This window comes from Acinetobacter sp. WZC-1, from assembly GCF_052544965.1.
The window spans coordinates 2,981,483-3,007,598 of sequence record NZ_CP199370.1 but is presented as its reverse complement, the minus strand read 5'-3'; the positions used below and the strand labels follow the sequence as shown (position 1 = coordinate 3,007,598).

At 47.6% G+C, this 26,116-nt stretch carries 27 protein-coding genes and 1 pseudogene; 21 read left to right on the top strand and 7 right to left on the bottom strand.

Annotated features, from left to right (window positions below; genetic code table 11):
* The first annotated feature begins 1 nt into the window (after position 1).
* From urtB to urtE, 4 genes are read left to right on the top strand one after another with little or no spacing between them, the layout of a single operon-like run.
* Entirely contained in the window at positions 2–1,651 is a 1,650-nt protein-coding gene (gene urtB / locus ACT6PV_RS13945; protein ID WP_445116877.1) for an urea ABC transporter permease subunit UrtB, read from the top strand.
* Positions 1,652–1,656: 5 nt separating this feature from the next.
* A complete protein-coding gene (gene urtC / locus ACT6PV_RS13940; protein ID WP_445116876.1) occupies positions 1,657–2,730 on the top strand; it encodes an urea ABC transporter permease subunit UrtC in 1,074 nt (357 codons plus the stop codon).
* The gene (gene urtD / locus ACT6PV_RS13935; protein ID WP_445116875.1) at positions 2,727–3,554 is read left to right on the top strand and encodes an urea ABC transporter ATP-binding protein UrtD; all 828 of its coding nucleotides are present in this window, start codon (positions 2,727–2,729) and stop codon (positions 3,552–3,554) included. The genes urtC and urtD overlap by 4 nt, the downstream gene beginning before the upstream one ends.
* Before the next feature lie 10 nt (positions 3,555–3,564).
* Positions 3,565–4,263 (top strand): urea ABC transporter ATP-binding subunit UrtE, encoded by a 699-nt coding sequence (gene urtE / locus ACT6PV_RS13930; RefSeq protein WP_445117127.1) that lies wholly within the window; start codon positions 3,565–3,567, stop codon positions 4,261–4,263.
* Between the two features lie 107 nt (positions 4,264–4,370).
* Here urtE and ACT6PV_RS13925 read toward each other — a convergent pair whose 3' ends face one another.
* Entirely contained in the window at positions 4,371–5,120 is a 750-nt protein-coding gene (locus tag ACT6PV_RS13925; protein ID WP_445117126.1) for a hypothetical protein, read from the bottom strand.
* 302 nt (positions 5,121–5,422) lie between these two features.
* On the opposite strand from ACT6PV_RS13925, the gene ACT6PV_RS13920 reads away from it, so the two are divergent.
* Positions 5,423–5,926, top strand: a complete 504-nt coding sequence (locus ACT6PV_RS13920; RefSeq protein ID WP_445116874.1) for a DUF1877 family protein — start codon at positions 5,423–5,425, stop codon at positions 5,924–5,926.
* Here the strand turns inward: ACT6PV_RS13920 and ACT6PV_RS13915 are convergent.
* Both ACT6PV_RS13915 and ACT6PV_RS13910 read right to left on the bottom strand, forming a co-directional pair.
* Positions 5,927–6,466, bottom strand: a pseudogene (locus ACT6PV_RS13915) (GNAT family N-acetyltransferase).
* A gap of 114 nt (positions 6,467–6,580) precedes the next feature.
* Positions 6,581–7,294 carry an outer membrane protein OmpK gene (locus ACT6PV_RS13910; protein WP_445116873.1) on the bottom strand — a complete coding sequence of 238 codons (714 nt, stop codon included), beginning with the start codon at positions 7,292–7,294 and terminating at the stop codon, positions 6,581–6,583.
* A 493-nt stretch (positions 7,295–7,787) separates the two neighbouring features.
* On the opposite strand from ACT6PV_RS13910, the gene ACT6PV_RS13905 reads away from it, so the two are divergent.
* From ACT6PV_RS13905 to ACT6PV_RS13890, 4 genes are all read left to right on the top strand, one after another.
* The gene (locus tag ACT6PV_RS13905) at positions 7,788–8,138 is read left to right on the top strand and encodes an HPF/RaiA family ribosome-associated protein (protein WP_445116872.1); all 351 of its coding nucleotides are present in this window, start codon (positions 7,788–7,790) and stop codon (positions 8,136–8,138) included.
* A 247-nt stretch (positions 8,139–8,385) separates the two neighbouring features.
* Complete coding sequence (locus ACT6PV_RS13900; protein ID WP_445116871.1) at positions 8,386–8,928, top strand: ankyrin repeat domain-containing protein; 543 nt, start codon at positions 8,386–8,388, stop codon at positions 8,926–8,928.
* Positions 8,929–8,942: 14 nt separating this feature from the next.
* The gene (locus tag ACT6PV_RS13895; protein WP_445116870.1) at positions 8,943–9,710 is read left to right on the top strand and encodes a transporter; all 768 of its coding nucleotides are present in this window, start codon (positions 8,943–8,945) and stop codon (positions 9,708–9,710) included.
* A gap of 111 nt (positions 9,711–9,821) precedes the next feature.
* Positions 9,822–10,526 (top strand): glutathione S-transferase family protein, encoded by a 705-nt coding sequence (locus ACT6PV_RS13890; RefSeq protein ID WP_445116869.1) that lies wholly within the window; start codon positions 9,822–9,824, stop codon positions 10,524–10,526.
* Between the two features lie 63 nt (positions 10,527–10,589).
* Here the strand turns inward: ACT6PV_RS13890 and ACT6PV_RS13885 are convergent, their stop codons facing one another.
* On the bottom strand, positions 10,590–11,504 hold the full coding sequence (locus ACT6PV_RS13885) for an alpha/beta hydrolase (RefSeq protein WP_445116868.1): 915 nt from the start codon (positions 11,502–11,504) through the stop codon (positions 10,590–10,592).
* 152 nt (positions 11,505–11,656) lie between these two features.
* On the opposite strand from ACT6PV_RS13885, the gene ACT6PV_RS13880 reads away from it, so the two are divergent.
* Positions 11,657–12,088 (top strand): DUF2147 domain-containing protein, encoded by a 432-nt coding sequence (locus ACT6PV_RS13880; protein ID WP_445116867.1) that lies wholly within the window; start codon positions 11,657–11,659, stop codon positions 12,086–12,088.
* 76 nt (positions 12,089–12,164) lie between these two features.
* On the opposite strand, the gene ACT6PV_RS13875 is transcribed toward ACT6PV_RS13880, so the two are convergent.
* Positions 12,165–12,512, bottom strand: a complete 348-nt coding sequence (locus ACT6PV_RS13875; protein ID WP_445116866.1) for a Spx/MgsR family RNA polymerase-binding regulatory protein — start codon at positions 12,510–12,512, stop codon at positions 12,165–12,167.
* Positions 12,513–13,053: 541 nt separating this feature from the next.
* Positions 13,054–13,872, bottom strand: a complete 819-nt coding sequence (locus ACT6PV_RS13870) for an exodeoxyribonuclease III (protein ID WP_445116865.1) — start codon at positions 13,870–13,872, stop codon at positions 13,054–13,056.
* Between the two features lie 39 nt (positions 13,873–13,911).
* Here ACT6PV_RS13870 and pyrE point away from each other — a divergent pair, with 39 nt between their 5' ends.
* The 10 genes from pyrE to lpxC all read left to right on the top strand — a co-directional run bounded on the left by pyrE (position 13,912) and on the right by lpxC (position 24,585).
* Positions 13,912–14,562, top strand: a complete 651-nt coding sequence (gene pyrE, locus ACT6PV_RS13865; protein ID WP_445116864.1) for an orotate phosphoribosyltransferase — start codon at positions 13,912–13,914, stop codon at positions 14,560–14,562.
* A gap of 74 nt (positions 14,563–14,636) precedes the next feature.
* Positions 14,637–15,167, top strand: coding sequence for a hypothetical protein (locus ACT6PV_RS13860; protein WP_445116863.1), 531 nt, complete (start codon positions 14,637–14,639; stop codon positions 15,165–15,167).
* Between the two features lie 114 nt (positions 15,168–15,281).
* The gene (gene gshB / locus ACT6PV_RS13855) at positions 15,282–16,226 is read left to right on the top strand and encodes a glutathione synthase (protein WP_445116862.1); all 945 of its coding nucleotides are present in this window, start codon (positions 15,282–15,284) and stop codon (positions 16,224–16,226) included.
* 252 nt (positions 16,227–16,478) lie between these two features.
* Positions 16,479–17,576: an undecaprenyldiphospho-muramoylpentapeptide beta-N-acetylglucosaminyltransferase gene (gene murG, locus ACT6PV_RS13850; protein ID WP_445116861.1), complete on the top strand. Its 1,098-nt coding sequence runs from the start codon at positions 16,479–16,481 to the stop codon at positions 17,574–17,576.
* Positions 17,577–17,590: 14 nt separating this feature from the next.
* Positions 17,591–19,039 (top strand): UDP-N-acetylmuramate--L-alanine ligase, encoded by a 1,449-nt coding sequence (gene murC / locus ACT6PV_RS13845; protein ID WP_445116860.1) that lies wholly within the window; start codon positions 17,591–17,593, stop codon positions 19,037–19,039.
* A gap of 59 nt (positions 19,040–19,098) precedes the next feature.
* Positions 19,099–20,028: a D-alanine--D-alanine ligase gene (locus ACT6PV_RS13840; protein WP_445116859.1), complete on the top strand. Its 930-nt coding sequence runs from the start codon at positions 19,099–19,101 to the stop codon at positions 20,026–20,028.
* Positions 20,029–20,031: 3 nt separating this feature from the next.
* The gene (locus tag ACT6PV_RS13835; protein ID WP_445116858.1) at positions 20,032–20,886 is read left to right on the top strand and encodes a cell division protein FtsQ/DivIB; all 855 of its coding nucleotides are present in this window, start codon (positions 20,032–20,034) and stop codon (positions 20,884–20,886) included.
* A 64-nt stretch (positions 20,887–20,950) separates the two neighbouring features.
* Entirely contained in the window at positions 20,951–22,213 is a 1,263-nt protein-coding gene (gene ftsA, locus ACT6PV_RS13830; RefSeq protein ID WP_445116857.1) for a cell division protein FtsA, read from the top strand.
* A gap of 164 nt (positions 22,214–22,377) precedes the next feature.
* Positions 22,378–23,559: a cell division protein FtsZ gene (gene ftsZ, locus ACT6PV_RS13825; protein WP_445116856.1), complete on the top strand. Its 1,182-nt coding sequence runs from the start codon at positions 22,378–22,380 to the stop codon at positions 23,557–23,559.
* A gap of 123 nt (positions 23,560–23,682) precedes the next feature.
* Positions 23,683–24,585, top strand: a complete 903-nt coding sequence (gene lpxC, locus ACT6PV_RS13820; RefSeq protein WP_445116855.1) for a UDP-3-O-acyl-N-acetylglucosamine deacetylase — start codon at positions 23,683–23,685, stop codon at positions 24,583–24,585.
* 97 nt (positions 24,586–24,682) lie between these two features.
* Here the strand turns inward: lpxC and ACT6PV_RS13815 are convergent, their stop codons facing one another.
* Positions 24,683–25,123 carry a DUF721 domain-containing protein gene (locus tag ACT6PV_RS13815; RefSeq protein WP_445116854.1) on the bottom strand — a complete coding sequence of 147 codons (441 nt, stop codon included), beginning with the start codon at positions 25,121–25,123 and terminating at the stop codon, positions 24,683–24,685.
* Between the two features lie 106 nt (positions 25,124–25,229).
* Between ACT6PV_RS13815 and ACT6PV_RS13810 the strand changes: the two genes are divergently transcribed.
* Entirely contained in the window at positions 25,230–25,928 is a 699-nt protein-coding gene (locus ACT6PV_RS13810; RefSeq protein WP_445116853.1) for a M23 family metallopeptidase, read from the top strand.
* The last annotated feature ends 188 nt before the right edge of the window (positions 25,929–26,116 follow it).

Sequence of the window (26,116 nt, the reverse complement as noted above, 5' to 3'; positions counted from 1 at the left end):
TATGCCCATAAAAACGTATTGTGCGGTTTTGCTTTGCATGATGATTCAGCTGTTCTGCACCCCGGTGTGGGCGGAAACGGCAGCGACCGTGACCGATGGACATTCCACATCGGCTGCTGTGGCAGCCACTGCACATGAAGATGCCATTCAGCGTTTTGTCAGGGCACCGTTTGCAGAGCGTCGCAGCATGCTGAATCAGTGGCCCGCGGACATTGAACAGCTGGATCAGCTGGTGGCCTATATCGAAAATAATGAGTTATATACCGACAGTGCCGGGCATACCTATATTCTGAAAGGCGAAGACAAACTATTCAGTTATCCTGACCAGCAAGTGGTCAGCGACTGGCCTGCCGATTTATCTCAGGTGACACTGGTCAATACCCTGCGAAAAGCCCTCAGTTTTGGCCAGGCCCGTGCGAAGCTGCAATCAGAAGATGCATCACAACGGCTGGCGGCAATTGATATTCTGGAAAACAACCTGGCCGAACTGGATACAGGCATGGTCAATCAGCTGTATCTTCATGAAAATAATAATAAAGTGAAAGCACGATTGGCACAGCTAAAAGCACGGATGGATTTTAATGCTTCAGATGTACTGACCCGGATTCAGGCGGCAAAAGTGCTGAAGGATTCCAGTCGTCCGGATGTACTGGCCGACATTGAGCAGACGTTGCAGCAACCGAATCTGAATCCGGAATTAAAAACAGCCCTGATCGACGCTCAGAGCAGCATTAAAACCCGGATTCAGGCCAGTGAATGGGCCGGCTATGTATTTTCCGGGTTCAGTACTGCCAGTATTCTATTGCTTGCAGCACTGGGACTAGCCATCACCTATGGGCTGCTGGGCGTCATCAACATGGCGCATGGTGAACTGATCATGATCGGGGCCTATACCACCTATGTGATTCAGGGCCTATTCAAGACTTATCTGAGCAGTTATGTGGACTGGTATCTGATTGTTGCAATTCCTGCGGCATTTATGGTCAGTGCCCTGATTGGCATGCTGATAGAAAGAACGGTGATTCGACCACTCTATGGCCGTCAGCTGGAAACCCTGCTGGCCACCTTTGGGGTCAGCCTGATTCTGATGCAGCTGGTGCGGATGATTTTTGGGGCACAGAATGTTGAGGTTTCCAATATTGCGTGGCTTTCGGGCGGTATTTCAGTGACGCCGAGTCTGATGTTGCCCTATAACCGTATTGCCATTATTGCTTTTACCGTGGCAGTACTTTTATTGCTGGTGTATCTGCTGAATAAAACCCGCTTCGGTTTATTTGTACGTGCGGTCACCCAGAACCGCCAGATGGCGCGTGCTGTGGGAATTCGCTCTGCCCGTATTGATATGATGGCATTTGGGCTGGGTTCAGGTCTTGCCGGTCTGGCAGGCTGTGCGCTGGCGCAGGTGGGAAATGTGGGACCGGATCTGGGTCAGAATTATATTATTGATGCATTTCTGGTGGTGGTGGTCGGCGGTGTGGGACAGGTCTGGGGAGCTGTACTGGCAGCACTGGGGCTGGGTGTTAGTGGTACCATTCTTGAAATTGGGGTGGGTGCTGTTCTTGCAAAAATTATTCTCCTGGTTCTTGTGATTCTGTTTATTCAAAAACGTCCACAAGGTCTGTTTGCCATTAAAGGCCGTTTTGTGGAGTAAACCGGATGAAAATCACTTTATTGTTTTCAGATAAAGCCTATAGTGCCCTGGCCATTGCTGCGTGTTTTCTGGTGCTGCTGATTCTGCCCTGGTTCCACCTGCTCCCGGTGGATGCCAGTCTGCATTTATCGGCTTACTGGGTAACGCTGATCGGTAAGATCATGTGCCTGGCGCTGGTTGCACTTGCACTGGATCTGGTGTGGGGCTATGCCGGTATTTTAAGCCTTGGACATGGCCTGTATTTTGCCCTGGGTGGCTATGCCTTCAGCATGTATCTGATGCGGCAATCCGCCGGAGATGGCTTACCGGACTTCATGCGCTTTCTCAGCTGGACAGAGTTGCCATGGTACTGGGTTGGTACAGAACACATGGCATGGGCTCTGGCACTGGTGGTACTGGCGCCCGGGCTGATCGCCTTTATTTTTGGATATTTTGCATTTCGTTCCCGAATCAAGGGCGTGTATTTTTCAATTATTACGCAGGCCATGACCTTTGCTGCGGCCTTATTATTTTTCCGTAATGAAACCGGTTTTGGTGGAAATAACGGCTTTACCGGCTTTAAAACCATTCTGGGGCTGGATATTACTTCTGCGCCCATGCGTGCCAGTCTGTGCTTTATTACGGCACTTGTACTGCTGCTGTGTTTTATGGGGTTGCGTAGTCTGATGAATAAACCCTATGGCCGGGTATTGGGAGCAATCCGTGACAGTGAAAACCGTCTGCAGTATCTGGGTTATCGGACCCTGTGGTACAAGCTTTCGGCCTGGGTTTTGTCTGCGGTGATTGCCGGGATTGCCGGGGCACTGTATGTTCCGCAGGCTGGAATTATTAACCCCGGTGAAATGAATCCAGTCAACTCCATTGAAATGGCGGTATGGGTTGCAGCCGGAGGCCGGGGTACCCTGATCGGACCAATATTGGGCGCGGGCCTGATCAATGCAGTCAAAACCTATTTCACGGTGGCCTATCCGGAAGCCTGGCTGTTGATTCTTGGCGGGCTGTTTGTGGTGGTGACGCTGTTCCTGCCCAAAGGGGTGATTGGATTGTTTGACCGCTTTAAAAAGGAGCAAAGCAAATGATTAATTCAGTGCAGAACTCACAGCAGCATGGCGGTCAGGCAGGCGAAGGCTATGGCCGTCCCAGACAGCCGGGTGCAGATTTCAGTCATGGTATCGCCCTGTATCTGGAAAATGTCAGTGTCTGGTTTGACGCATTCCGTGCTCTGAATGATCTGTCGCTCTATATTGAAGAGGGTGAACTCCGCTGCATTATCGGGCCGAATGGCGCCGGAAAAACCACCCTGATGGATGTGATTACCGGCAAGACCCGTCCGACTACGGGAACGGCATTTTTTGGTCAGAACTATGATCTGGCCAACATGAGCACAGAACAGATTGCTGAAGCCGGAATTGGGCGAAAATTTCAGAAACCGACTGTGTTTGAAAATTTCACGGTCATGGAAAACCTGCTGCTTGCCGCTCCCCGTGACAAACGGGTCAAAAAAAGCTTTTTCAGTCGACTGGCGGCTGATGCTCAGTTGGCGCTGGATGAATCACTGACCCAGATTCGTCTGGCGGAGTTTGTCAATAAACCGGCGGGTTTATTGTCACATGGTCAAAAGCAGTGGCTGGAAATCGGCATGTTGCTGATGCAGCGCCCCAGACTGATTTTGCTGGATGAGCCTGTGGCAGGCATGACCGATGCCGAGACTGAAAGGACGGCTGAATTGTGCCTGGAACTGAAAAAAAATCATACCCTTGTTGTGGTCGAGCATGATATGAGCTTTATTGACACCATCAGTGAAAAAGTCACGGTACTGGCACAGGGAGCGATTCTGGCGGAAGGTACGCTGGCTGAGGTTCAGGCCAATGAAGATGTCATTGAAAAATATCTGGGGCGTTAAGGAGCAGAATATGCTGGAAGTGAAAGAGGTGAATCAGTTTTACGGTGGCAGTCATATTCTGCGTGATGTGTCCTTTCATGCCCCGGTTGGTGAATGTTCAGTGGTACTCGGGCGTAATGGTGTGGGGAAAACCACCTTGCTAAAATGTCTGATGGGAATTTTACCCATCAAATCCGGGCAGATTCTGCTGGATGGCAGGGATATTTCCAGGCTGAGTCCGGAACAGCGTGTCCGGGCCGGCCTTGCCTATGTTCCGCAGGGACGGGATATTTTTTCTACACTGACAGTTGAGGAAAATATTCTGATTGGAATGGCAAAGTTTTCAGGTGCAAAAACCAGTAAAGTGCCTGAGCACCTATATGAAATTTTCCCGGTACTGGAAGAAATGAAACATCGCCGCGGGGGAGATTTATCCGGGGGACAGCAACAGCAGCTGGCCATTGCCCGGGCATTGGCTTCAGAACCGCGGGTCCTGATTCTGGATGAACCCACTGAGGGAATCCAGCCTTCAATTATCAAGGATATTGGCCGGGTGATCCGCAAACTGGCTGATGGCGGTGAAATGGCGATTGTATTGGTTGAGCAATTTTATGACTTTGCTGAAGAACTGGCGGATGCCTATACGGTCATGGCACGTGGCCAGGTGATTGCTCAGGGGCCGGGAAGTGAAATGCCCGGAAAAGGCATCCGGGAGCTGGTGGCGATTTAGCGCCGTTTTGTCCCCTATGCTGTTCATTTATGGATGCATGCAGGGACAAGGTTCAATTGTATTCCCTGATTTGATTCAGTCCAGGAAGCCTGCAAATAAAGAGAAAATTAGTGCAGGTTTTCCACCTTCTGATAGGTCCCTGTCGAAGAAACATTCATCCCGAAACCACAATCTGAATCCCGGTCGTTCTGTTTAATGGAGACCAGGTTGCCCTGGGATGCATTGTAGTCAAACTGGAGATCGATGTTGCAGCCACTCTGCTGATAAACCGTATGTTTTTTGCCAAGTGGCATGGCGGTTTCAAATTGTCCGCTATTGGGACCATAAATCAGACTCCGGGCGCCCATATAAAGTCCGTCAAAGCGGATATGATAATGCTGAGCCTGTTTTTTTACCGTCAGTGTGTTCCATGCACCGAATCCGGCATAACGCACATATTCACCGGATAAATCAGATGCAATGCCGGGTGCCGGCAGGGATTTCAGATTAAACTGACTGATGCCGGACTGCGGATTCAGCTGAAACCAGGCCCTGGCCCATAAAGGCTGTCCGGATCTGGCATAGCTCAGTCCTGTATTATTATTGGCAATTTCAGTATCACGTGCTGTCACAGTGACGCCACTGTCCTGCTGAGCCTGACTGGCACAGAATGCCGACCAGGCGGCCTGCTGTTGAAAGATTTGCCGTGCCTTTGTGTATTGCTGCTGATCGTAAAGGCTTTTTCCCTGGGCAGCATATTGTTCCAGCTTGCTGCAACCTTGTCTGAGTTCTTTATCATAGGCGGAGTCGGCATGGCTGTAGCCACTGATTACAAGTGCTGAAATGGTTAAGCCATAGCATATGAATGTCTTCATTATTCTTCTCTGAATTTGTTTCTCAGGGGGAGCTTCAAGGCTTTATATAACAAAAAAAGACAAAAGGAAAAACCGATATTTCATTGCTTCCGTTATAAATATGTATATGTGTCCCGAGGGCGACTCTGCCGGATGTCATTCAGTCAGTTTGTCGGTCTTTTGAGATGCAATGTACGGCAGTCTGGTGGTTGCCATTCACAGGCATGCAAATGACAGACTGCAATGCATGATATGCAGCGCGCTCAGCGCTGTGGGCCGGCTGGGTCCCGCGAAAACAACAATGAAATGGGAGTGGAGTAATCACTATGCAGAATCTATTATTTGCCGTGGAACCGAACGCACTTGAAACCTTATTGATTGATGCACAGACTCCGAAAGATGTTTGCCGGGATCCACAAATACGCGATCAACTGGATCTGCAAAACAGCGGAGCTGCCATGCATGAATTACTGACAGCTCAGCCGGTTGGAGCGGTATATCCGCCACTGCACCATGCAATCACTGCTGAGTATTCATTTCCCCATGTCCGTTCAGCGCATGGACCGGTGTGTTATAACTCCGCAGTGGTGGTTGCCGATATTCATGCTGCACTGCAACAGATCAGCACTGAACAGTTCCGACAGCGGTATCATGCTCATGCGGAGTCACTTGGGAATTCAGTGCCTGAGTCGGGGCGATCGGGCAGCCAGTCAGAGGCTGAAATTGAACAGCTCAGTATTATGTTTCTGCGTCTGAAAGCGTTTTATGGTCATGCACATGAACATAACAGCGCGGTTATCAGTATGATTTTAACTGATTTCAGGGGATAATCAGGGGGACTGTTCCGAGCTCGGGATCAGCTGCATGAGGACCAGATCACGCCATTGTCCGAATTTTTTCCCGACCTGCGGCAGATAACCGGTTTGCTGGAATCCAGGTTTTTCATGCAGGGCAATCGATGCAGTATTGGCATGGTCAATCGCCGCCACCATGACATGTATATTCTGTTGCCTGGCATGTTCAATCAGCCGTCGCATCAACATTGTTCCCAGACCCTGACCACTGAAATCCGGCGCAATAAAGACCGAATGTTCAACTGTCTGCTGATAACCATGAATCTAGCGGAACGCGCTGTAATCTGCATAGCCGGCAATGTGCGACAAGGGACCATATTCAGGGGACTCAGCCATCAATTCAGCAACAAACAGTGGGAATTGCTGACGGTTCAACTCTGTAAACCATCGGTCCAGTTCTGCCAGTGATTGAGGATAATGGTTCCAGTTCGCCAGCCCATTTAAAATTTCTGCATTATAAATTTCAAGAATCTGTGGTAAATCCTGAGCTGTGGCAGGGCGGATATGAAAGTCCATGATATCGATCGGAATCATTATAATCGTCATTATTTTAAGAACTTTGCATGTTGTCGGCAATAAAAAAGCAGGATGAATCTCCTGCTTTTTGGTTATTCATACTGGATTGTCAGATTAGAAATGGTATTTGATTAAGGCGCTGACGTTATTTTCATCCCTGCCCTGCACGCCGTATTTATTGTGCCAGACGGAGTGTTCAATCCCCAGGTACAGACGGGTATCCGGAGAAATGTGTTTCCCGGCATTCCATTTCCACTGCGTGGTCCAGTTCAGTTCACTGCCGTGATCATCTTCTGCTGTGGACCAGTCGAGGAAACCATCGGCCAGAAACTCTTCTGAGGCAATTTTAAATGGAACGGCAAAGGAAAAAGTCAGCTGATAATCATCCTCAATATTGTCGTTATTGGCCCGATAGAAATTTAACTGGGCATACTGAAAATATGGAATATCAAGATCGACGGCCAGGCCATACAGGTAGTTGTTCATGTCCTTGCCACCTTCCCAGGTGGTGGTAATCAGCACATCCTTGACGGGCCCCAGCGCCAGTGAGCGACCGGAGACAGCGCTCAGGCTTAAGCGTGGAGAAACTTCAAAATAAGTATCTGATTCACCGCCACTGTACAGGCGATCTGCAAATCCAAAGAAATCGCCATATTTCAGTTTGGCTGCGTACTCAAAGGTCACCGTGCTTTGTTCTTTGTCCGGTGTCAGTTCATAGTTTTTTCCATAAAGCCCGGTGATACTGAAATCCTGCCAGAGTGGTGCCGCGTGGCTCAGTGTGGCTGTGCAGGCAAGGGCGCCCGCCATGATGAATGATGTGTGTTTCATTAAAAGAATTTCTCCCCCATAAAAAGCGTATAAAGCATACAGATTGTCAAGCAAAAATAAAGCCAGAATATGGGGTGGATTGAAAAAAAAACGATCATGCGGCTGGGTCTGTGGACTGCTGATAAAGCAGGGTGCAATGTATGGATTGTGCTGTTGAATACGGTCACAAAGGATCACAGGTGCTGGAAAAAGAATCAGGGTTTAAAAATAAAATATTAAAAATCAATATACTGTAAAAATCGTAACAAGTTGTCACTTTTCATATTCTTTTCATGAAATTTAAAAAAATCTACTTGCATATTTTCCGGTATGGCCTGATATTGAAGTTATAAGAACACCATTTTGCAAACTCAAATGTGTTCATTGATTCAATATGGAGGGCGATATTCCACTGAATTGAAAGATGACCGGACTGTGAGAACAGCAATACTGAAGGGTGCCCGGAAGACCGGATTCTGCACAATAGAAATTAAAAGATGAGAGGATGATATTTATGAACATAGAAATCCGCACAGCTAAAAATATCCATAATAGTGAACGTTTAATTACATATGTGCGTGAAGAGCTGATTCAGGAGTTCCAGCGTTACAGCGAACGCATCACGCATTTTCTGGTGCATATCAGCGATGAAAATGGTGATAAGGGCGGAGATAATGACATCCGCTGTATGGTTGAAGTCAAGGCAGCCGGTATAAAACCGGTGGTGGTCACCCACAAGGCTAAAAATATTGATTTGTCCCTGCATGGTGCGATTGATCGTGTCAAACGCAGTCTGGAGCATGTGCTGGAGAAAAAAGAACATCCGCGCGGTCATCAGGCCAGAATTATAGATGAAGAAGTATAGTGCTGATTATGTGAAAGCCCCTGTAACAGGGGCTTTTTTTAGGGGAAAAACCCGGCCCTGATAAAAAGAGTGCCTATATTTCCCCCTGATTTTATGGCTTTTTTATCTCCTGTCTGTCCGGTTTCAGCAGATAATGCAGGCGGGTGATACGGTGTCAACAGCTTCTGAATTGATTAACGCATAAATTTACTTAATACTTCACAAATATTCGGCATAATATAAACTTGGATGACAGCAGGTAATCAGCATGTTAAATGTGCAACAGCAAGTCTTTTTACTGGCCATAGAAGAGCTGGATCTGGCACAGGTTCAACGCCTGCTGACTGATGGTCTTGATCCGGATTTTATTGATCCGGAGAAGGGGCCTGCGGTATCGGTATGGTCAGATGGGTTATTTAAATGGTGGGAAAGCGTCTGTGACGCTTATGAAGCCGGGCAGGAACTCAGTGCAGCTCAGAAGCAACAGATGCTGCAGGTTCATCTGGATATTCTGGAGGAACTGATTCAGGCCAGGGCAAATTTTCATCTGTGGGATGCTGCAGAATGCTATGGTCCGCTCTGGGACGCGGCAAGTGCTGCCTGTGTACCGGCGGTACAGCGTTTACTGGATCAGCAGGTGGATCCCAATACCCGCGATGAAGAAGGCAATACCATTCTGACCTCTATCAGTGACCTGTTCTTTGATGCGGATTTTGATCAGATTGACTGGACACAGGCTTTACCTGAAGAAAGAGAAACTTTAGAGTTGTTACGCAGTCGCGGCGCAAAAATGTCGAAAGAAGTTATTTAATTTTGGATAAGTACATGAAAATATGTAAAAAAATCACATTTATGCTTGTTTCTTCGGTCAGTATGGGCGGCATGGCTGCTGAGTTTTCATTTGACCGCCCTGGTACAGGTTTTGGTACAGGAATTGCTCCAGCGGGCCATCTGGTGTGGGAGCAGGGTCTGCCAAGTGCAAAATATACAGAAACAACCATAGATGGTGCAAAGTCCAGAACGGTGACTTTGAATGAAGATATGCTGTTTCGTACCGGTTTGACGCCTACGCTGGAATTAAGATTGGGATGGCAGGGCCCTGGCTGGACGCAGACCAGTTATAAGGGCGACAAACAGGATGAATCAGGTCTGGGTGATGTCAGTATCGGCATCAAAAAAGCCATTGATTTAAAAGATGATAAATTGTCACTGGCAGTGCTGGCCCAGGCACAGATTGCGACCGGGAATGAAGGTTTTGGTGAAGAAGATGATATTTACAGTATCGGTTCCTCACTGGCCTATAAATACAATGAACTGCTGAATACCGGAATCACCATGAACTATCAGGTGCAGGATGGCCGTTGGGCAGTGACCGCCATTCCGACAATTGGTTATAAAATTGCAGGGAAACTGTCAGGCTTTTCTGAGTTTGTTTACCGCAAGGAAGAAAGCCGGAACTATGAATACGGATTGGGTTCCGGTCTGATTTATGCGCTGAATGACCGGGCTCAGCTGGACGCCAGTATCGGGGTTGACCTGGATGGCGATGACCGCAGTTACAGAGCAGGTCTGGGCGTTGCATTCCTGTTCTGAGTGTTGTCTGAATCTCAGTTGAACGGGAACCATCAGGAGTAGCAGTGTTGCTCCTGATTCATACAAATACTCAATAAAAAATACTCTATTTTGTGTTTCCGGAGGCGGCCTATGATGGACTTATTTATCGGTAATAAAAACTATTCCACCTGGTCAATGCGACCCTGGCTGGTGCTCCGGCATTTTGAGATTCCTTTCAGCGAGCATCTGATTGCATTTGATCATTTCGGGCCGGACAGTACCTTCAAACAGAAGATTCTTCAGATCAATCCGACAGGTAAGGTGCCCGCACTCAAATTTGAGGATCTGCTCATCTGGGATACACTGGCCATCTGTGAGTTTCTGGCGGAACAGTTCCCTGACCGATCACTCTGGCCAAAAGATATGAAGCAGCGGGCACGGGCAAGATCAATCAGCGCTGAAATGCACAGTGGCTTTACAACGCTGCGCAGTATTTGCGAAATGAATATTGAAGCAGACCTGGCTGAAGTCGGGGCGCAATTGTGGCGCGACCATCCGGCATTGCAGCAGGATGTGCAAAGAATTGAAAGCATATGGTCCGAACGGCCTGAGCCGGAAGGTTTTCTGTGTGGTCCTCAGTTCAGCATTGCAGATGCCTTTTATGCGCCGGTGGTCATGCGTTTTCTCAGTTATGCCCTGCCGGTCAGCGCATCCAGCCAGCAATATATGCAACATATGCTGCAGTTACCGGCGATCCGGCAATGGATGGACGAAGCAAAGCAGGAGCATATGTTCGTGGAATGCGAAGAGCCTTATCGAAACCGGCCGGATGGACCAGATGAGTCCAGCATTTAAACAGGGTATTGCTACCATTTTATTTGTTCACAGGCCGGATAAGCTCTACAGGTCTGTAATGAATCAGCTCTGATCAATTTCCTGTGCGAACTCAGCAAGATCATCCAGTGAACGCTTTGCTTCATCAAACCAGGGGCTGAACATCTGAAAGTTATGCCACATGCCGGTATAAAGTTTAAATCGGACTGCAACGCCGGCCTGACTGGCTTTTTGTTCAAAGCGTCTGGCATCATCCAGTAAGATTTCCTTGGAGCCGACCTGTACCAGGGTGGGTGGCAAGCCGGTAAAATCTCCGAAAATCGGGGACAGTTCGGGTGTGGATCGGTCCATGTCCCCGGGAACATAAAAGGAGATGCCGGTTGCCACGGTTTCAATGGACAACAGGGCGTCATGTTTGCGGTTATAGCGCAGCGACTGGCTGGTCAGGGTCAGGTCCAGCAGCGGTGACATTAAAATCAGTGCGGAAGGTACCAGCGCCGGATTTCTCTGCTTGAGTTGCAGAACCAGTGCAAGTGCGAGACTGGCACCACAGGAGTCACCGGATACAATAATATCCTTCGGCTGAATACCCTGATCAAGCAATTGCTGATAGACATCATAAATTGCCTCAGCAGCATCAGGATATTGATGCTCAGGCGCCAGTGGATAGTCGATATGCAGCACCTGCATTTGAGTGCGGACAGCAATTTCAGATAAAAATGCACGATGCGTATTCAGCGAGCCCAGAAAAAATGCACCACCGTGAATATGAAAAATCAACTGAGTCGCGGCCGGTTGTGGTTTGATCTCTTCGGCAGCAATACCGGCAAGCCGGATCTGGCGTATTTCCACGTCCCTGCGCTGTGGGAAAACCCGGGTAATCTGTTCCAGCGCAAAACGCAAGGATGACGGTGGTAGTTTCAGGCGGCTCGGCATACGCAGACCGGTCTTTAAAATCGCCTCTGTAATATATTGTTTCAGAATTGGGGGTATCTTCATGTTTTTTCCATTTTATGCAATTCTGGAGCAGTTTTTGATGTGTTTATCTACAGTGTTTACTTAGGCTACACTAAATAGTCACATTCAAAAATTGCAAAATTGTTGTGAGTTTTGAATACTATCTAAGTCAAAATGACCAGGGAAATGAGAAAATGAAAAAAATTGTACTTGCACTGGGATTACTTGCAACTGCGGTACTGAGCCATGCAGCCGATCCATTGAATGGAACGGTATGGAAAACGATTGATGATAAAACCAAACAGCCCAAAGCTGTGGTGAAATTCACTGAGCAAAAGAATGGAACATTGTCTGCATCCATTCAGAATGTATTGACGCCAGGTGAAGAAAGCTCCTGTGGCAAGTGTGAAGGCCCATATCACAATAAGTCATTAAAGGGCGTAACCATTGTGACCGGCTTAAAAAATATTGGCGGTCAGAGCTATGACGGCGGAACCATCCTGGATCCTAAAAACGGCAAATCCTATAAATTAAAAGGTGAACTTGCCGGGAATCAGCTGAAACTGCGTGGTTATATCGGAGTTTCTGCATTAGGTCGTAATCAGACTTGGATTCGTGCAAACTGATACAGCTGTGCGTCTGACAGAAATGAAAAAGCCTGAATTGATTCAGGCTTTTTCATGATGAAATGGTGTCAGGTCCTTATTTTAAGGCTCGGATGGCATCTTCATTGAAGCCGGCAATATAGCCTGTTGCAGTTTGAATGACCGGACGTTTGATCATGCTGGTTTGTTGGGTCAGCGTTTCAATCAGATTTGCCTCACTGGCCAGTGCCTGTTGTTGTTCCTGATCAGACAGTTTTTTCCAGGTGGTGCCTTTTTTATTCAGAACAATATCCGCTCCAATTTCATTCAGCCATTGCTGTAAGGTTTCTGCATCAATTCCCTGTTTTTTATAGTCATGAAATTCATAGGCAAGGCCAAGCTCATTCAGTAAATCGAAAGTTTTTTTCATTGAATTACAATTTTTAATACCATAGATCTTTAACATGGATTTTATCCTGAATGATTAAGTCGGTGTACAGCCTAACAAAAGCGGGACGGAAACGGCAGCGCAAGTAAAAAGAAATTATTTAAAAAAGATGGGGTAAATGTCATAAAACTGTAAGGTTTTTATATCAGAATGTGTACAGAAGAGAAAAATAAAGAAAAAATAAGAATCAATGAGGGTTGATCGATAAATGACTTAATAATTAAAATAATAAGATAGATACAAAATAGAAGAAATAGAAATAGAAATAAAAAGCGGATAATTGAGAAAGTGATTGAAAAGAGAAAACCCGCATTAATCATCCTGATTATGCGGGTCTCGATACGACGTCCAATGTCTCATCCCTGGAAATAAACACTAAAAGTATTTATTTACGCTCCATCCTGCGGCTTCCTGTCCCTTTGTTGTCATCCTGACAATGTCCCTGTGCCGTACAAGCATAATGCGCTTATTTACAGGGAATAAAAATGCGTTAATACGACAAAAGCCGTAAGAAATTAACTTACATTGAGTAAACATTTGTTCACTCAATTTTTTTGACTTAAATTCGATAATCAATAATAACCGGTGCATGGTCACTGAACCATTCATCCTTATACACCCAGGCATTGACGGTCCGGTCTTTCCAGTCCGGTGAGCAGGCGTGGTAATCAATACGCCACCCGACATTTTTGGTCCGTGCCTGTCCCCGGTTTGACCACCATGAATACAATTCAGCGTCCTTACGGACTTCACGGAAGGTATCGACATAGCCCAGGTCGTCATAAATATGATCCAGCCATGCCCGTTCATGTGGTAAACAGCCGGATGATTTCTGGTTGCCGGACCAGTTTTTAATATCAATCCGTTTATGCACGATGTTGTAGTCACCACAGACAATCACGGATTTGTTCTCATCTCTCCATTGGCTGAGAATCTGCTGATATTGCTCCAGAAAATGATCCTTACGGGCCTGTGCCTCATCACCTGAGGAGCCGGAAGGCAGATACAGCGAACAGATATGTACCATTTTGCCCAGCCCCAGTTCAAACTCAGCACTGATAAAACGGCCCTGCGAATCTGCCAGTTCAAAACCAAGTCCATCTGTCACGGAAACAAAGGGTAGCCGGCTGTAAATGGCAGTGCCGGCATAGCCTGCACGTTCAGCAGGAAACAGATGGGTATGCCAGCCTTCAGGTCTGAATTTGTCAGTCCATTGCTCGTGGGTAATCCGACTTTCCTGCATGCAGATCACGTCTGCATCAGACTTTTCCAGCCATTCCAACAGCCCTTTGCTGACTGAGGAGCGTAAGCCGTTGACGTTAATTGAAACAACACGGAGAATTTTTTGATCACCTGGATAGCTACTCTTTGGTATCATGCGCAGTCATAACCTCAATTGATGAATCTGGAGCACTTCATGACATTGCCCGCTCAGTTTAATCCGCAAGCTTTTATCGAACTCGCCCTGTCACGCGGTGTGCTTAAATTTGGTGAGTTTACTTTAAAATCCGGTCGAGTGAGTCCTTATTTTTTTAATGCGGGTTTATTGAATGACGGGGAAGCCTTGTCGCTTCTGGCACAGGGCTATGCAGATAAATTAACACAATGTAGCAATGTTGACGTTATTTTTGGGCCAGCATATAAGGGAATTCCATTTGTTGCCGCCACTGCAGTGGCACTGTCTCAGCTGCATGGTGTGAATGTGCCCTGGGGCTTTAACCGGAAGGAAGCCAAGGATCATGGCGAGGGTGGTGTGCTGGTGGGTGCTTCTGTGGAAGGGAAAAAGGTCTGGATTGTTGATGATGTGATTACTGCCGGTACCGCAATCCGTGAAGTGGTGACCCTCCTGAAAAATGCCGGTGCGACCATTGCCGGTGTACTGGTGGCATTGGATCGCCAGGAGCGTGGCCAGGGGCAGTTTTCTGCCATTCAGGAGGTACAGCAGGAACTGGAAATTCCGGTTCATGCCCTGATCAGCATGCAGGATCTCATGCGCTTTCTGGAGGCTGGCGGTGAAATGGCGGCACTGGCAAAAATGGAAGCATACCGGGTGAAATATGGGGTATGAATAGGCTGTATCTATTCATATATGAAATATTGCAGCTTATCTGAGGCTGCAATGCTGACTGGAAGCAACTTTCAATGCATTTTCTGATTTTATTGCTTATTTGTGTTGCTGTGGGGTTTATTGTGGTCCGGCGGTTTGACCGGCGCAGATGGCACCGCTGCCAGATTGAACGGGATATTTTTTTTCGTAATCATCCCTATGGCCTGAACGGTGATCAGCAATTTAAAGTGAGTCTGGCGCTGAGTCAGTCTGCTCAGAAAAAACTGGTGAATGAATTGATGCTGAAACCGATAGATCAGAGTGTTTATAAAAAGGCTTGTCTTCAACGTGAGGCTGGTCAGCACAATCAGCCATTTCTGGTCAGGGTTATGATCCATGATTTTAAAATCGGTTATCTGGAGCCGGCCTATGCAGAGCAACTCTGCAAAAATCTGCATCAGACAGATTTTATGATTGGCCGTCCGGTCGCTGTGCTGGCCGAGATTCTGATTTTCCAGAAAACAGCGCATGATTTCAGATGTCGGGTTAAGCTGGACTTACCGCAGGATCCCCGAAGAGTCCGCAGTCTGATTGACTATAAAACCGTGGAGGGTTCTGCTGACTGAATACAGGCGGCTATGTTCAGGTCCTGTCGGATCAGCCTGTTGTGCGAGTGGAACAGGAATGCTCCAATCTCAGTTATACTTGTCTCAATCCGGAATTTTATACAGAGTCTGAATATGCGTGTACTTGTAGTGATGGATCCCATCGAAAATGTAAACCTGAAAAAAGATTCCACCATGGCCATGCTTTGGGCAGCATCACGTCGTGGACATGAGCTGGGCTATGTATTGCAACAGGATTTATATATTGACCAGGGCAAGGCATTTGGACTGGTTGCACCACTCAGGGTTTTTGAAGATTACGGGCACTATTTTGAGCTGGGGGACAGGAAAAGAGAGTCCATAGCGGCCTATGATGTGGTGCTGATGCGCAAGGATCCACCCTTCGACATGAATTTTGTTTACAGTACCTATATTCTGGAACAGGCTGAGCGGGAAGGTGCCTGGATTGTCAACAAACCGCAGAGTCTGCGGGATTGTAATGAAAAGCTATTTGCCACCCAGTTTCCGGCATTACAGGTTCCGACACTGGTCACATCACAACAGTCGCTGATTCGTGAGTTTCTGCAGGAACATGGTGATGTCATTGTCAAACCACTGGATGGTATGGGCGGCATGGGAGTTTTCCGTTTATATCAGGAGGGAGTGAATATTGGCTCGACCATTGAAATTCTGACTGAAAATGGGACCCGGCCGATTATGGCACAGCGTTATATTCCGGAAATTGTGGATGGTGATAAGCGCATTCTGATGATTAATGGTGAAGCTGTACCTTATTGCCTGGCCCGGATTCCTCAGAATGGCGAAGTCCGTGGCAACCTTGCCGCAGGTGGACTGGGCGAGGCACGGCCACTGACAGAACATGACCGGGCCATTGCTGCAAAAATCGGGCCTTTTCTGAAACAGAAGGGACTGGTCTTTGTCGGGCTGGATGTGATTGGCCAGTATGTGACTGAAATTAATGTGACCAGTCCGACCTGTATCCGTGAAATTGATGCTCAGTATGGTACATGCATTGCAGATGATCTGTTTGATGTACTGGAAGCCGGACGTTCTGTCTGATGCGTGGGTGTCATCCGCAAAAAGTCCATCCGGGCTTTTTGCGCTCAATAAATACCGGGCCTGCGCTGTGTCGGGCTGCATAAAATTTTAGTATTCAGCATGAAACTGGTTTAAACTGCCGGGCAGTAGCAAAAACAATGAAGTGTCTGGTAAAAAAGTAAATAAACTTTTCCCGCATGGCCATTTGTGATTAAAATTGGTTTTTTAAAACGTATCTGTATCCATTTTATTTTTTGAATTGAAGAATTGACCGTGACCAGACCTCAGCAAAGCTCACCCAGACACGTCATGATGATGGCGGCAGGGACCGGTGGGCATGTATTTCCCGCACTTGCTGTCGCAAAGGAACTGCAACAACAGGGCTGTCAGATCTCCTGGCTGGCAACACCATCCGGTATGGAAAATCGATTATTAAAACAACATGATATTCCGATTTATCAGATTGATATTCAGGGAGTGCGTGGCAATGGCCTGGTCCGTAAACTGGCGGCGCCCTTTAAAATTTTAAAAGCCACACTCAGTGCCATGCGTTATATGAAGCAGCTGAAAGTGGATGTCGTTGCCGGTTTTGGCGGCTATGTTGCCGGTCCGGGTGGTCTGGCGGCCCGTATGCTGGGTATCCCGGTGATTGTTCAGGAACAGAACGCAGTGGCCGGGTTTACCAACACCCAGCTTTCCCGTATTGCAAAAACCGTCTGCCAGGCATTTCCGGACACATTTCCGGCCAGTGATAAAGTCGTTACCACAGGCAACCCGGTACGTACGGAAATCACCGCCATTTATAACCCATCATTTCGGTATAAGGCCCGTCAGGCAGCGGATGAACCGATTCATATTCTGATTGTCGGTGGGTCGCTCGGTGCTCAGGCGCTGAATGAATGTGTGCCGTTGGCATTAAAGCAGCTGGATGTACCCTTAAGGGTCTTCCATCAGTGCGGACAAAATAAACAGGAAGGCACCGAGGCGCTATATGCTGACGCAGCTGACAACTTACAGGTCAATGTGCAGCCATTTATTGAAGATATGGCACAGGCCTATGCTGATGCCGATCTGATTATCTGTCGTGCCGGTGCATTGACTGTGACTGAGGTGGCAACTGCAGGTGTGGCAGCGATTTTTGTTCCGCTGCCGGGCGCAGTGGATGATCATCAGACCGCCAATGCAAAATTTCTGGCCAGGAGTGGTGCAGCTAAAATCTGCCCACAGGCAAGCCTGACTCCTGATTCACTGAAGGATGTGCTGATTCCGCTGATGAACCGTCAGCTGCTGATGGAAATGGCAGTTAAGGCACGCCAGCAAGCTCAACCAGACGCAACCCAGCGTGTGGCTGGTTTTATTCAAGATTTATAAGCTCAGAGTAAACTATGTCTCCAGTAAGTCCTGCCGATAAAGCAAAAAATCTGATTAAAATCCCGGAAATGCGCCGTATTAAACACATTCATTTTGTGGGCATTGGCGGGGCCGGGATGTGCGGTATTGCAGAAGTATTGAAAAACCAGGGTTATAAAGTGTCCGGTTCAGATATTAAGACCTCAAAAACCACGGCACAGCTGGAAGCCAACGGGATCAGGGTTTATATTGGACATGCGGCTGAAAATATTAAGGATGCAGATGTACTGGTGGTGTCGACAGCCATTGATGCGGACAATGCAGAAATCAGGGCGGCCATTGAAACCCGTATTCCGTTGGTACGCCGTGCAGAAATGCTGGGCGAGTTGATGCGTTATCGTCATGGGATTGCTGTTGCAGGAACACATGGCAAAACCACTACCACCAGTCTGGTGACCTGCATGCTTGCAGAAGAAAATATGGATCCGACCTATGTGATTGGCGGGTTGCTGAACCGTACCGGGGTTAATGCTGCATTGGGGGCAAGCCGTTATATTGTGGCTGAGGCCGATGAATCCGATGCTTCATTTTTGTATCTGGAGCCAATGGCTGCAATTGTCACTAACATCGATGCGGATCATATGGACACCTATGGTGGCAGTTTTGATACGCTGAAGGATACTTTTGTTCAGTTTTTGCATAAACTGCCGTTTTATGGTCTGGCGGTCATGTGTGGCGATGATGTCAACATCCGTGAAATCATGCCGCGTGTCGGTCGTCCGGTACTGACCTATGGTTTTGAAGAAGACAATGATATTCGTGCAGTGGATGTGGTGCAGGAAGGCATGCAGTCCCATTTTACCGTGCTGCGCAAGAACCGTGAACCTTTGCGTCTGACCATTAATTTGCCCGGCATGCATAATATTCTGAATGCCCTGGCTGCTATTGGTGTGGCGACGGATGAAGGCGTTTCCGATGCTGCCATTGCCCGCGCGCTGGAAAGTTTCAGTGGTGTGGGGCGCCGTTTCCAGGTGCATGGTGAGTTTGCACATGGTGAAGGGACCGTAAAACTGGTGGATGATTATGGCCATCATCCCCGGGAAGTTGAGGCGACCATTAAGGCGGCACGTGCCAGTCACCCGGACCGCCGGCTGGTGATGCTGTTCCAGCCACACCGTTTTTCCCGGACCCGGGACTGTTTCGATGACTTTGTCGATGTGTTGTCACAGGTGGATCAATTGCTGTTGCTGGAAGTCTATTCTGCAGGTGAAAAGCCCATTGTCGGGGCGGACAGTCGCTCACTGGCGCGCAGTATTCGTCTGCGCGGTGAGGTGGAGCCGATTCTGATTGATCCCGTGGAAGCCAATCTACAAAATGTGGTACAAAAAGTGTTACAAGCGAATGACTTGTTATTAACACAAGGTGCAGGTAACGTGGGAGCAATTTCGGTAGAATTGGCCCAGCATCAATTATATTTAAAATAGTCACATCAGTGATTTGACCCTGATCGACCCGATTTAAATCATTTTAAGGAAATAAAAACGTGTCAAATGCTGCTAAATTCGGCAAAGTTGCTGTGTTGCTCGGGGGGAACTCCGCAGAGCGTGAGGTGTCACTGGATAGTGGTCAGGCCGTGCTGGAAGCATTGCTGCGTTCTGGGGTGAATGCTGAAGCATTTGATCCGCAGCTGCGCAGTGTGACGGAACTGGTCAATTATGATCGTGCATTCATTGTGCTGCATGGTCGTGGTGGTGAGGATGGTCAGATCCAGGGCGCACTGGCGTGGATGGGCGTGCCTTATACCGGAACCGGTGTGCAGGGTTCCGCCATTGGTATGGACAAAGTAAAGACCAAGCAGATCTGGCAGGGTTCAGAATTACCTACGGCGCCTTATCGGATTATTGATCAGCACACGGATCTGGATGAAGTCATCAGCAGCGTGGGCTTGCCGCTGATTATCAAGCCGGTCCATGAAGGTTCCAGTGTCGGCATGAGCAAGGTTGAAAAGGCTGAGGACTTTGCCGGAGCCATCGAAAAGGCAACCCGGCACGATGCGGTGGTTATGGCTGAGCAATGGATTACAGGTCGTGAATACACCATTTCATTCTTAAATGACCAGCCCTTACCGGTGATTCGTCTTGAGCCGCCGGCAGATGTGGCATTTTATGATTATGACGCAAAATATAAACGCAATGACGTGGAGTACGGGATTCCTTCAGGGCTGAGTGAGAGCGAGGAAAAACGCCTTCAGGCACTGTGTCTGCGTGCTTTTCAGGCAGTTGGTGCAAGTGGCTGGGGGCGTATTGACGCCATGCAGGACGAGCAGGGTAATTTCTGGCTGCTGGAAGTCAATACTGTGCCGGGCATGACCAGTCATTCACTGGTTCCAAAGGCGGCAAAAGCTGTAGGCTATGATTTTGATGAATTGTGTGTTGCGATTCTTGAACAGACTTTATCCGGCGAAACACAATAATTTATGGCTCAACTTCCTGCTTCAATGCGTCGTAAACGCGCAGCCATTACATCAATACATGAAAAACCACCGACTCGCAGGGAAAAGTTTATCCATGCGAGCAGCTGGCTGTTGATGATTGTTGCCTGTTTTATACTGATTGCAGGGGTATATGGTCTGTATAAGGTGATTACTGATGCACGGACTGCGACCCTGCAGGTGGTGGGAACAGACTCTGAGGCAGAAACCCGGCAGTTGTCCGGTTATCTGACGCCGATGATTAAGGACAATTATTTTACTTCGGATCTGGAAAAAATTCGTGATCAGGCCTTACAGGTGTCGTGGGTGGATCATGTTGTGGTCTCCCGGGCGTGGCCCAGCAGCATCCGGGTCCGGGTAATGCCCCGGCATGCCATTGCCCGCTGGGGAACCGGAAGACTGCTCAGTGACAGCGGTGATGTGTACACCGAAGTGGCAATCAGGGACCATTCAAAATTGCCACTGCTGCATGGACCGCTCAGCCAGTCAAAAGTAATGATGCGCCGCTATAATGAAATTAATCAGTTGTTTTATCCGGCGAATATGCGGTTGAAGGAATTGTATTTAACAGAGCGGATGACCTGGTTTATGCAGTTTGATTCCGGTTTACGTATTATTGTGGACCAGGACCAGACCATGAGTAAACTGCAGCGTCTGAGTCACCTGGCACAAACCGATTTAAAACCGGTGTGGCCGCAAATTGCAGCGATTGATTTAAGATATCGCAATGGGCTTTCAGTTCAATGGAAAAATTCAACGGCACCACAGATTGTAAATGGTCGCTTTGTTGTAACCAGTGGTGACAGAAACATTGCAGATACAAGAGTAGCAACGCCATAATACGTGGATTTATCAGTGAAGCTTTGTAAAGTCTGACAAACAATGAAGAAAATGGTATTAAGTGATGAATGAAGCTGTCCCCTCCGTTGTTGCGATCGACATTGGGACACATAAGGTTTCCGTCCTGATCGGCAAAGTTCATGCCCCTGATAATATTCAGGTGATCGGCATGGCCAGTGCACACAATAAAGGCATGAACAAAGGCAAGATTGTGAGCCTGGAAAAGGTGATCAATGCCATTAAAAATGCAGTGCAGGAAGCAGAAGATATGGCGGAATGCCGTGTGCATTCAGCATGGATTTCCATTCCAAGCACAGAGTTACAGAGCTTTTATGCAGCGGGTCGTGTACCCATTGCCAATCCGGAACGCAGCATTACCACCACGGAGGTGGTGCGTGCACTTGAGCTGGCCAAAGCCAGTCATATGACATCGGATCATTATCTGGCGAGCGCAGTACCACTGGGTTTTGAGCTGGATGACTCACCGGAGTGGGTGCAGAACCCGGTTAACCTTTCTGCACAGACCATGATTGGGCACTATCAGCTGATGATGTTGCCGATCAGCACCATGCAGAACCTTGACCGGGCCATGAAAGGCGCCAATATTTTTGTTGAAAAAATGGTGGTGTCCTGCCTGGCAACAGCAGAGAGTAGTCTGTTGAAGGATGAAAAGGAATATGGCGTCTGCCTGCTGGATATCGGTGCCGGTACCACCAATCTTGCTGTTTATATAGAAGGGCATCTGGCGCTTGCACATACGATTCAGCGTGGCGGTGAACATGTCACCCGTGATATTGCTGCAGTCTTGCAGACCACAACAGAAGAAGCCGAACGCATTAAACTGCTGTATGGCTGTGTGGATCTGCATCAGGTGAAACCTGAACACATGATTCAGTTTGAGGCCATTGATGGCCCACAGTCCATCAGCCGGATTGAATTGTCAGAGATTATTATTGCGCGTTACGAAGAAATTCTGGGCCTGGTGCGTGATGCCCTGGAAAAACGTGGTGCGCTACAGGGTTTATATCATGGTGTGGTACTGACCGGTGATGTCTGTCAGATTGAAGGTATGGTAAGCTTAACCCGACGCGTGCTGGGTGTTTCCGCGCATCTGGGTAATCCACCCCTGCAGGTGTATGCAGACGATCAGCATCTGTCGGCATTGCGTCGTTCAATGTATGCAACGGCAGCAGGGCTGTTGATGTTCAGCCAGAGCGATATGCAGGAGTCTGTAGAGGAAGCGGGGATTGAAGATAAGCGCTCCTTACTGAGTCGTGTGGCCAATGGCTGGAACGCGCTGAATAATAAATTGAAGGGTATTTTTTAGGTGTAGTTTTTTTGGGAATATTGTTAGCAAGTTGTAAGCATGCGGTCCTGTGCTTGACAAGTTTCATAATGCACAGCATTCTAAAAAAACAATTTTTATTATTGAAGATCAAGGCAGTATACGGGCTTAAGTGACTGCCGCATTAATTAGGAACGCTAAAGGTCATGGCCTCATTTGAATTTTTGGAAGATGAACAAACCGATGGTAACGGCCAGGCCCGTTTTACTGTGTTTGGTGTGGGTGGTGGTGGTGGTAACGCCGTACAACACATGGTGCAATCCGATATCAAGGGTGTGAAATTTATCTGTGCCAATACAGATAAGCAGGCGCTCGATCGCATGAATGCGCCGTTCAAGATCCAGCTTGGAGAGCAAAGCACACGAGGCCTTGGTGCAGGTGCCAATCCGGATGTGGGTCAGATTGCTGCTGAAGAAAGCCGTGAGCAGATTCGTCAGCATCTTGAAGGTGCAGACATGGTCTTTGTAACTGCCGGAATGGGCGGTGGTACTGGAACAGGTGCTGCGCCGGTGGTTGCCGAAGTGGCCAAGGAAATGGGAATTTTAACGGTTGGTGTGGTCACCACACCGTTTAATTTTGAAGGTCGCCGTCGTCAGCGTTCTGCTGAAAAAGGTATTGAAGCGCTGGAAGCGCATGTGGATTCATTAATTATTATTCCGAATCAGCGTTTGCTGAGTGTCTATGGTGATATTTCCATGCAGGATGCTTACCGCAAGGCAGACGACGTGCTGCTGAATGCAGTACGTAGCATCTTTGATCTGGTGGTTCGTCCCGGTCATATTAACCTTGACTTTGCTGACTTAAAAACAGCGATGAGCACACGTGGTTACGCCATGATGGGTGAAGGCAAGAGCAGTGGTCCTGACCGTGCTGAAGAAGCTGCACGTCTTGCGATCCGCAGCCCGCTGCTGGATAACGTCAATATTGTCAATGCCAAGGGTGTGTTGATCAACATTACCGGTGGTGCTGATGTGACCCTGCGTGAAACAGAAATCATTACCGATGTGGTCAATCAGATTGTGGATCTGGACGAAGGTGAAGTGTTCTTTGGAACTGTATTTGATCCGGATGCGCGTGATGAAATCCGTGTGACGGTGATAGCAACCGGTTTAACACGCAATGCCAGTGAAGCCGCGGAAGTCAGACGCAAGAGCCAGCACAGCGTTGCAACCGGTATGCAGTCCTCTGCACAGGTTCAGGAAGAAGACGATGTGCCGGCCATCAGCAAGCGTCAGAATGCTGATGCACCTGTTTCTGCACCGGGTGCTTCACCGCGTTCTGCGCCGATGAGTATTCAGGACTATCTGAAAAACCAGCAGCGTAAATAATGAAAGTCTGTTGATTTTAAAGACTAATTTTGAAGAAGTAGTGATCATTCACTACTTTTTTGTTTTTTATCAATGGCTAAATGTGCTAACGTATAGCGGATTTAAGCAGAAGATCAAACAAGCATGTTGAAACAACGTACCCTGAAACGAGCCGTGAAAGCAAGCGGTATCGGACTGCATAGTGGACAAAAAGTGATGATCAACTTTTTACCACATGTAATGAATGGGGGAATTGTTTTTCGTCGTATTGATTTAAATCCACCTGTTGAAATTCCTGCGGATGCCATGCTGATTCAGGAAGCATTCATGTGTTCAAACCTGGTCCGGCAGGATGTCAGGGTTGGAACGGTTGAACATGTCATGAGTGCCATTGCCGGCCTGGGGATTGATAACTTAATCATTGAAGTATCTGCGTCTGAAGTGCCGATTATGGACGGCAGTGCCGGTCCTTTTATTTATTTGCTGATGCAGGGTGAGCTGGCTGAACAGCAGGCTCCGAAGAAATTTATTCGTATTCTGAAACCCGTTGAAGCCCTGATTGATGATAAAATAGCCACCTTCAAGCCCCATGAAGGCTTTCAGATTAATTTCACCATTGATTTTGATCATCCTGCATTTGCCAGGGAATATCAGTCAGCGACCATTGATTTTTCAACAGAAACTTTTGTCTATGAAGTCAGTGGTGCCCGAACCTTTGGCTTCATGAAAGACCTTGACTATTTAAAGGCGCACAATCTGGCATTGGGTGCAAGCCTGGACAACGCCATTGGTGTGGATGATACCGGGGTGGTCAATGAAGAAGGCCTGCGCTTTGCAGATGAATTTGTCCGACATAAAATTCTGGATGCTGTCGGTGATCTATATTTACTCGGGCATCAGATTATTGCCCGATTTGATGGCTATAAATCCGGACATGCATTGAATAATCAATTGTTACGCAATGTGCAGAGCGATCCGTCCAATTACGAAATTGTAACATTTGATGACGAGAAATCCTGCCCAATCCAGTTTGTGAGTGTGACATAAGTCATTGTCTTTGCTGTGCAATGTTATAATATAACAATAACTTCTGTGATCTGATCAGCAAAAATACAGATGTTAATCGCTTATATGAATCAAGGGTTTACTTTTTATTGCTTGCCAAACGTAACAAAGCCTGGCTAAGCTTGGGGTCGTTCACATAGCTTGCGGCATTTTGTAACATTTCCCGGGTTGCCGGTGAAAGTTGCTTTGCAGTTTTGATGGGGTTTATTTCCGATTGCGTTCTGGTTCGTAACCGAACCTGGATTTTTTGTAATTCCTTTAACTCCTCTATTTGTGACAACTGAGAAATATACTGTTTTTGAAGATAACCGAGCTGACTGATCATGGCTTGATTTTCACCGGTGATGGTCAAAATACCGTATTGATAACAGACAACTTGCCATTGCTCAGGTTTGGGTAATAACGGTTGAATTAATTCAGTAAGTTTTTGCCAGTTGGCAACTTGCTTTGTGAGAAACGATAAGTTTCCTGTTTTTATATGTTGTCTTGTGTACTGAAAGACGTTTTTGGGTTCTGACATACATTGTTCCTGCATGATGATGTTTTATCTTAAGCGTTTGTTTCAGTGAATATCAAGGAAGAGATTGCGCAAGAGACTTGATTAGGAACAGTTAAAGAGGTTTTTTATGCATTCGCGACGTATTTTACTGGCGTTTTCCCTGGCAGCTTCTGCCGCATCGGTTGCTTTCGCAGATCTGGTTCAGTTGGATGCCTCAAATGGCAATACAGCACCGGATCGTCTGACACAACTTTCCAGAACATTGTCCCAGGGCTCCTATGCTCACCCTGATGATATGGATATTCCGGCAAGCACCAGCCTGAATGTCAAATTGCGTAATCAGAGCAAACCGATTGAACTGAATAATGATTCGCTCGCTAAAAAATACAGCAGCGGTACGTCTGCAAATTATTCTGCAAATTCTCAGTATTCCTGGCTGGTGACACATCCACTGCCGGATATGAAAGGTATAAGCTCGCATTTTGGCAGCCGTAAGATGGGTGGCCGCACTGAACATCATTCCGGCATCGACCTTGCGGCGCCAAGCGGTACCCCGATTTATGCAACAGGTCCCGGTATGGTGACCAAATCGGGCTGGGGCAAGGGTTATGGTCAGTACATAGAAATTAATCATGGCAATGGTTATGTAACCCGTTATGCACATGCGTCACGCCTGATTGCCCGTGTTGGTGACCGTGTGGAAGCCGGTGAGCATATTGCCAATGTGGGGTGTACCGGCCGTTGTACCGGTCCGCATCTGCACTATGAAGTGGTGAAGGATGGTCAGCGCAGAAATCCGTCAACTTACCTGGCTATGTTGCCTTGATAATTGAGCACTATCTGGATTGTACTGTTGAATAATTGTATTGATTGTCGTACAGCTGAATTGCAGAAAAAACCGCCTGAAACTGGCGGTTTTTTGTTGTCTGGTGTAACAAAGGGTCAACTACTATTTAATTACTAAATAATAGTACTGAGTCACATTCAGCTGTAACGATAACTTAACACCCTTAA

Bases quoted from the DNA above. Each gene is read 5' to 3' on its own strand.
- ACT6PV_RS13920 (WP_445116874.1), top strand. From the start codon at position 5,423: ATGCAGAATCTATTATTTGCCGTGGAACCGAACGCACTTGAAACCTTA.
- ACT6PV_RS13835 (WP_445116858.1), top strand. From the start codon at position 20,032: ATGGCTCAACTTCCTGCTTCAATGCGTCGTAAACGCGCAGCCATTACA.
- urtB (WP_445116877.1), top strand. From the start codon at position 2: ATGCCCATAAAAACGTATTGTGCGGTTTTGCTTTGCATGATGATTCAG.
- lpxC (WP_445116855.1), top strand. From the start codon at position 23,683: ATGTTGAAACAACGTACCCTGAAACGAGCCGTGAAAGCAAGCGGTATC.
- ACT6PV_RS13880 (WP_445116867.1), top strand. From the start codon at position 11,657: ATGAAAAAAATTGTACTTGCACTGGGATTACTTGCAACTGCGGTACTG.
- ACT6PV_RS13900 (WP_445116871.1), top strand. From the start codon at position 8,386: ATGTTAAATGTGCAACAGCAAGTCTTTTTACTGGCCATAGAAGAGCTG.
- pyrE (WP_445116864.1), top strand. From the start codon at position 13,912: ATGACATTGCCCGCTCAGTTTAATCCGCAAGCTTTTATCGAACTCGCC.
- ftsZ (WP_445116856.1), top strand. From the start codon at position 22,378: ATGGCCTCATTTGAATTTTTGGAAGATGAACAAACCGATGGTAACGGC.
- ACT6PV_RS13885 (WP_445116868.1), bottom strand. From the start codon at position 11,504: ATGAAGATACCCCCAATTCTGAAACAATATATTACAGAGGCGATTTTA.
- ACT6PV_RS13870 (WP_445116865.1), bottom strand. From the start codon at position 13,872: ATGATACCAAAGAGTAGCTATCCAGGTGATCAAAAAATTCTCCGTGTT.
- gshB (WP_445116862.1), top strand. From the start codon at position 15,282: ATGCGTGTACTTGTAGTGATGGATCCCATCGAAAATGTAAACCTGAAA.
- murC (WP_445116860.1), top strand. From the start codon at position 17,591: ATGTCTCCAGTAAGTCCTGCCGATAAAGCAAAAAATCTGATTAAAATC.
- urtD (WP_445116875.1), top strand. From the start codon at position 2,727: ATGATTAATTCAGTGCAGAACTCACAGCAGCATGGCGGTCAGGCAGGC.
- ACT6PV_RS13895 (WP_445116870.1), top strand. From the start codon at position 8,943: ATGAAAATATGTAAAAAAATCACATTTATGCTTGTTTCTTCGGTCAGT.
- ACT6PV_RS13875 (WP_445116866.1), bottom strand. From the start codon at position 12,512: ATGTTAAAGATCTATGGTATTAAAAATTGTAATTCAATGAAAAAAACT.
- ACT6PV_RS13815 (WP_445116854.1), bottom strand. From the start codon at position 25,123: ATGTCAGAACCCAAAAACGTCTTTCAGTACACAAGACAACATATAAAA.
- ACT6PV_RS13905 (WP_445116872.1), top strand. From the start codon at position 7,788: ATGAACATAGAAATCCGCACAGCTAAAAATATCCATAATAGTGAACGT.
- ACT6PV_RS13910 (WP_445116873.1), bottom strand. From the start codon at position 7,294: ATGAAACACACATCATTCATCATGGCGGGCGCCCTTGCCTGCACAGCC.
- urtE (WP_445117127.1), top strand. From the start codon at position 3,565: ATGCTGGAAGTGAAAGAGGTGAATCAGTTTTACGGTGGCAGTCATATT.
- urtC (WP_445116876.1), top strand. From the start codon at position 1,657: ATGAAAATCACTTTATTGTTTTCAGATAAAGCCTATAGTGCCCTGGCC.
- ACT6PV_RS13890 (WP_445116869.1), top strand. From the start codon at position 9,822: ATGATGGACTTATTTATCGGTAATAAAAACTATTCCACCTGGTCAATG.
- ACT6PV_RS13860 (WP_445116863.1), top strand. From the start codon at position 14,637: ATGCATTTTCTGATTTTATTGCTTATTTGTGTTGCTGTGGGGTTTATT.
- ACT6PV_RS13810 (WP_445116853.1), top strand. From the start codon at position 25,230: ATGCATTCGCGACGTATTTTACTGGCGTTTTCCCTGGCAGCTTCTGCC.
- ftsA (WP_445116857.1), top strand. From the start codon at position 20,951: ATGAATGAAGCTGTCCCCTCCGTTGTTGCGATCGACATTGGGACACAT.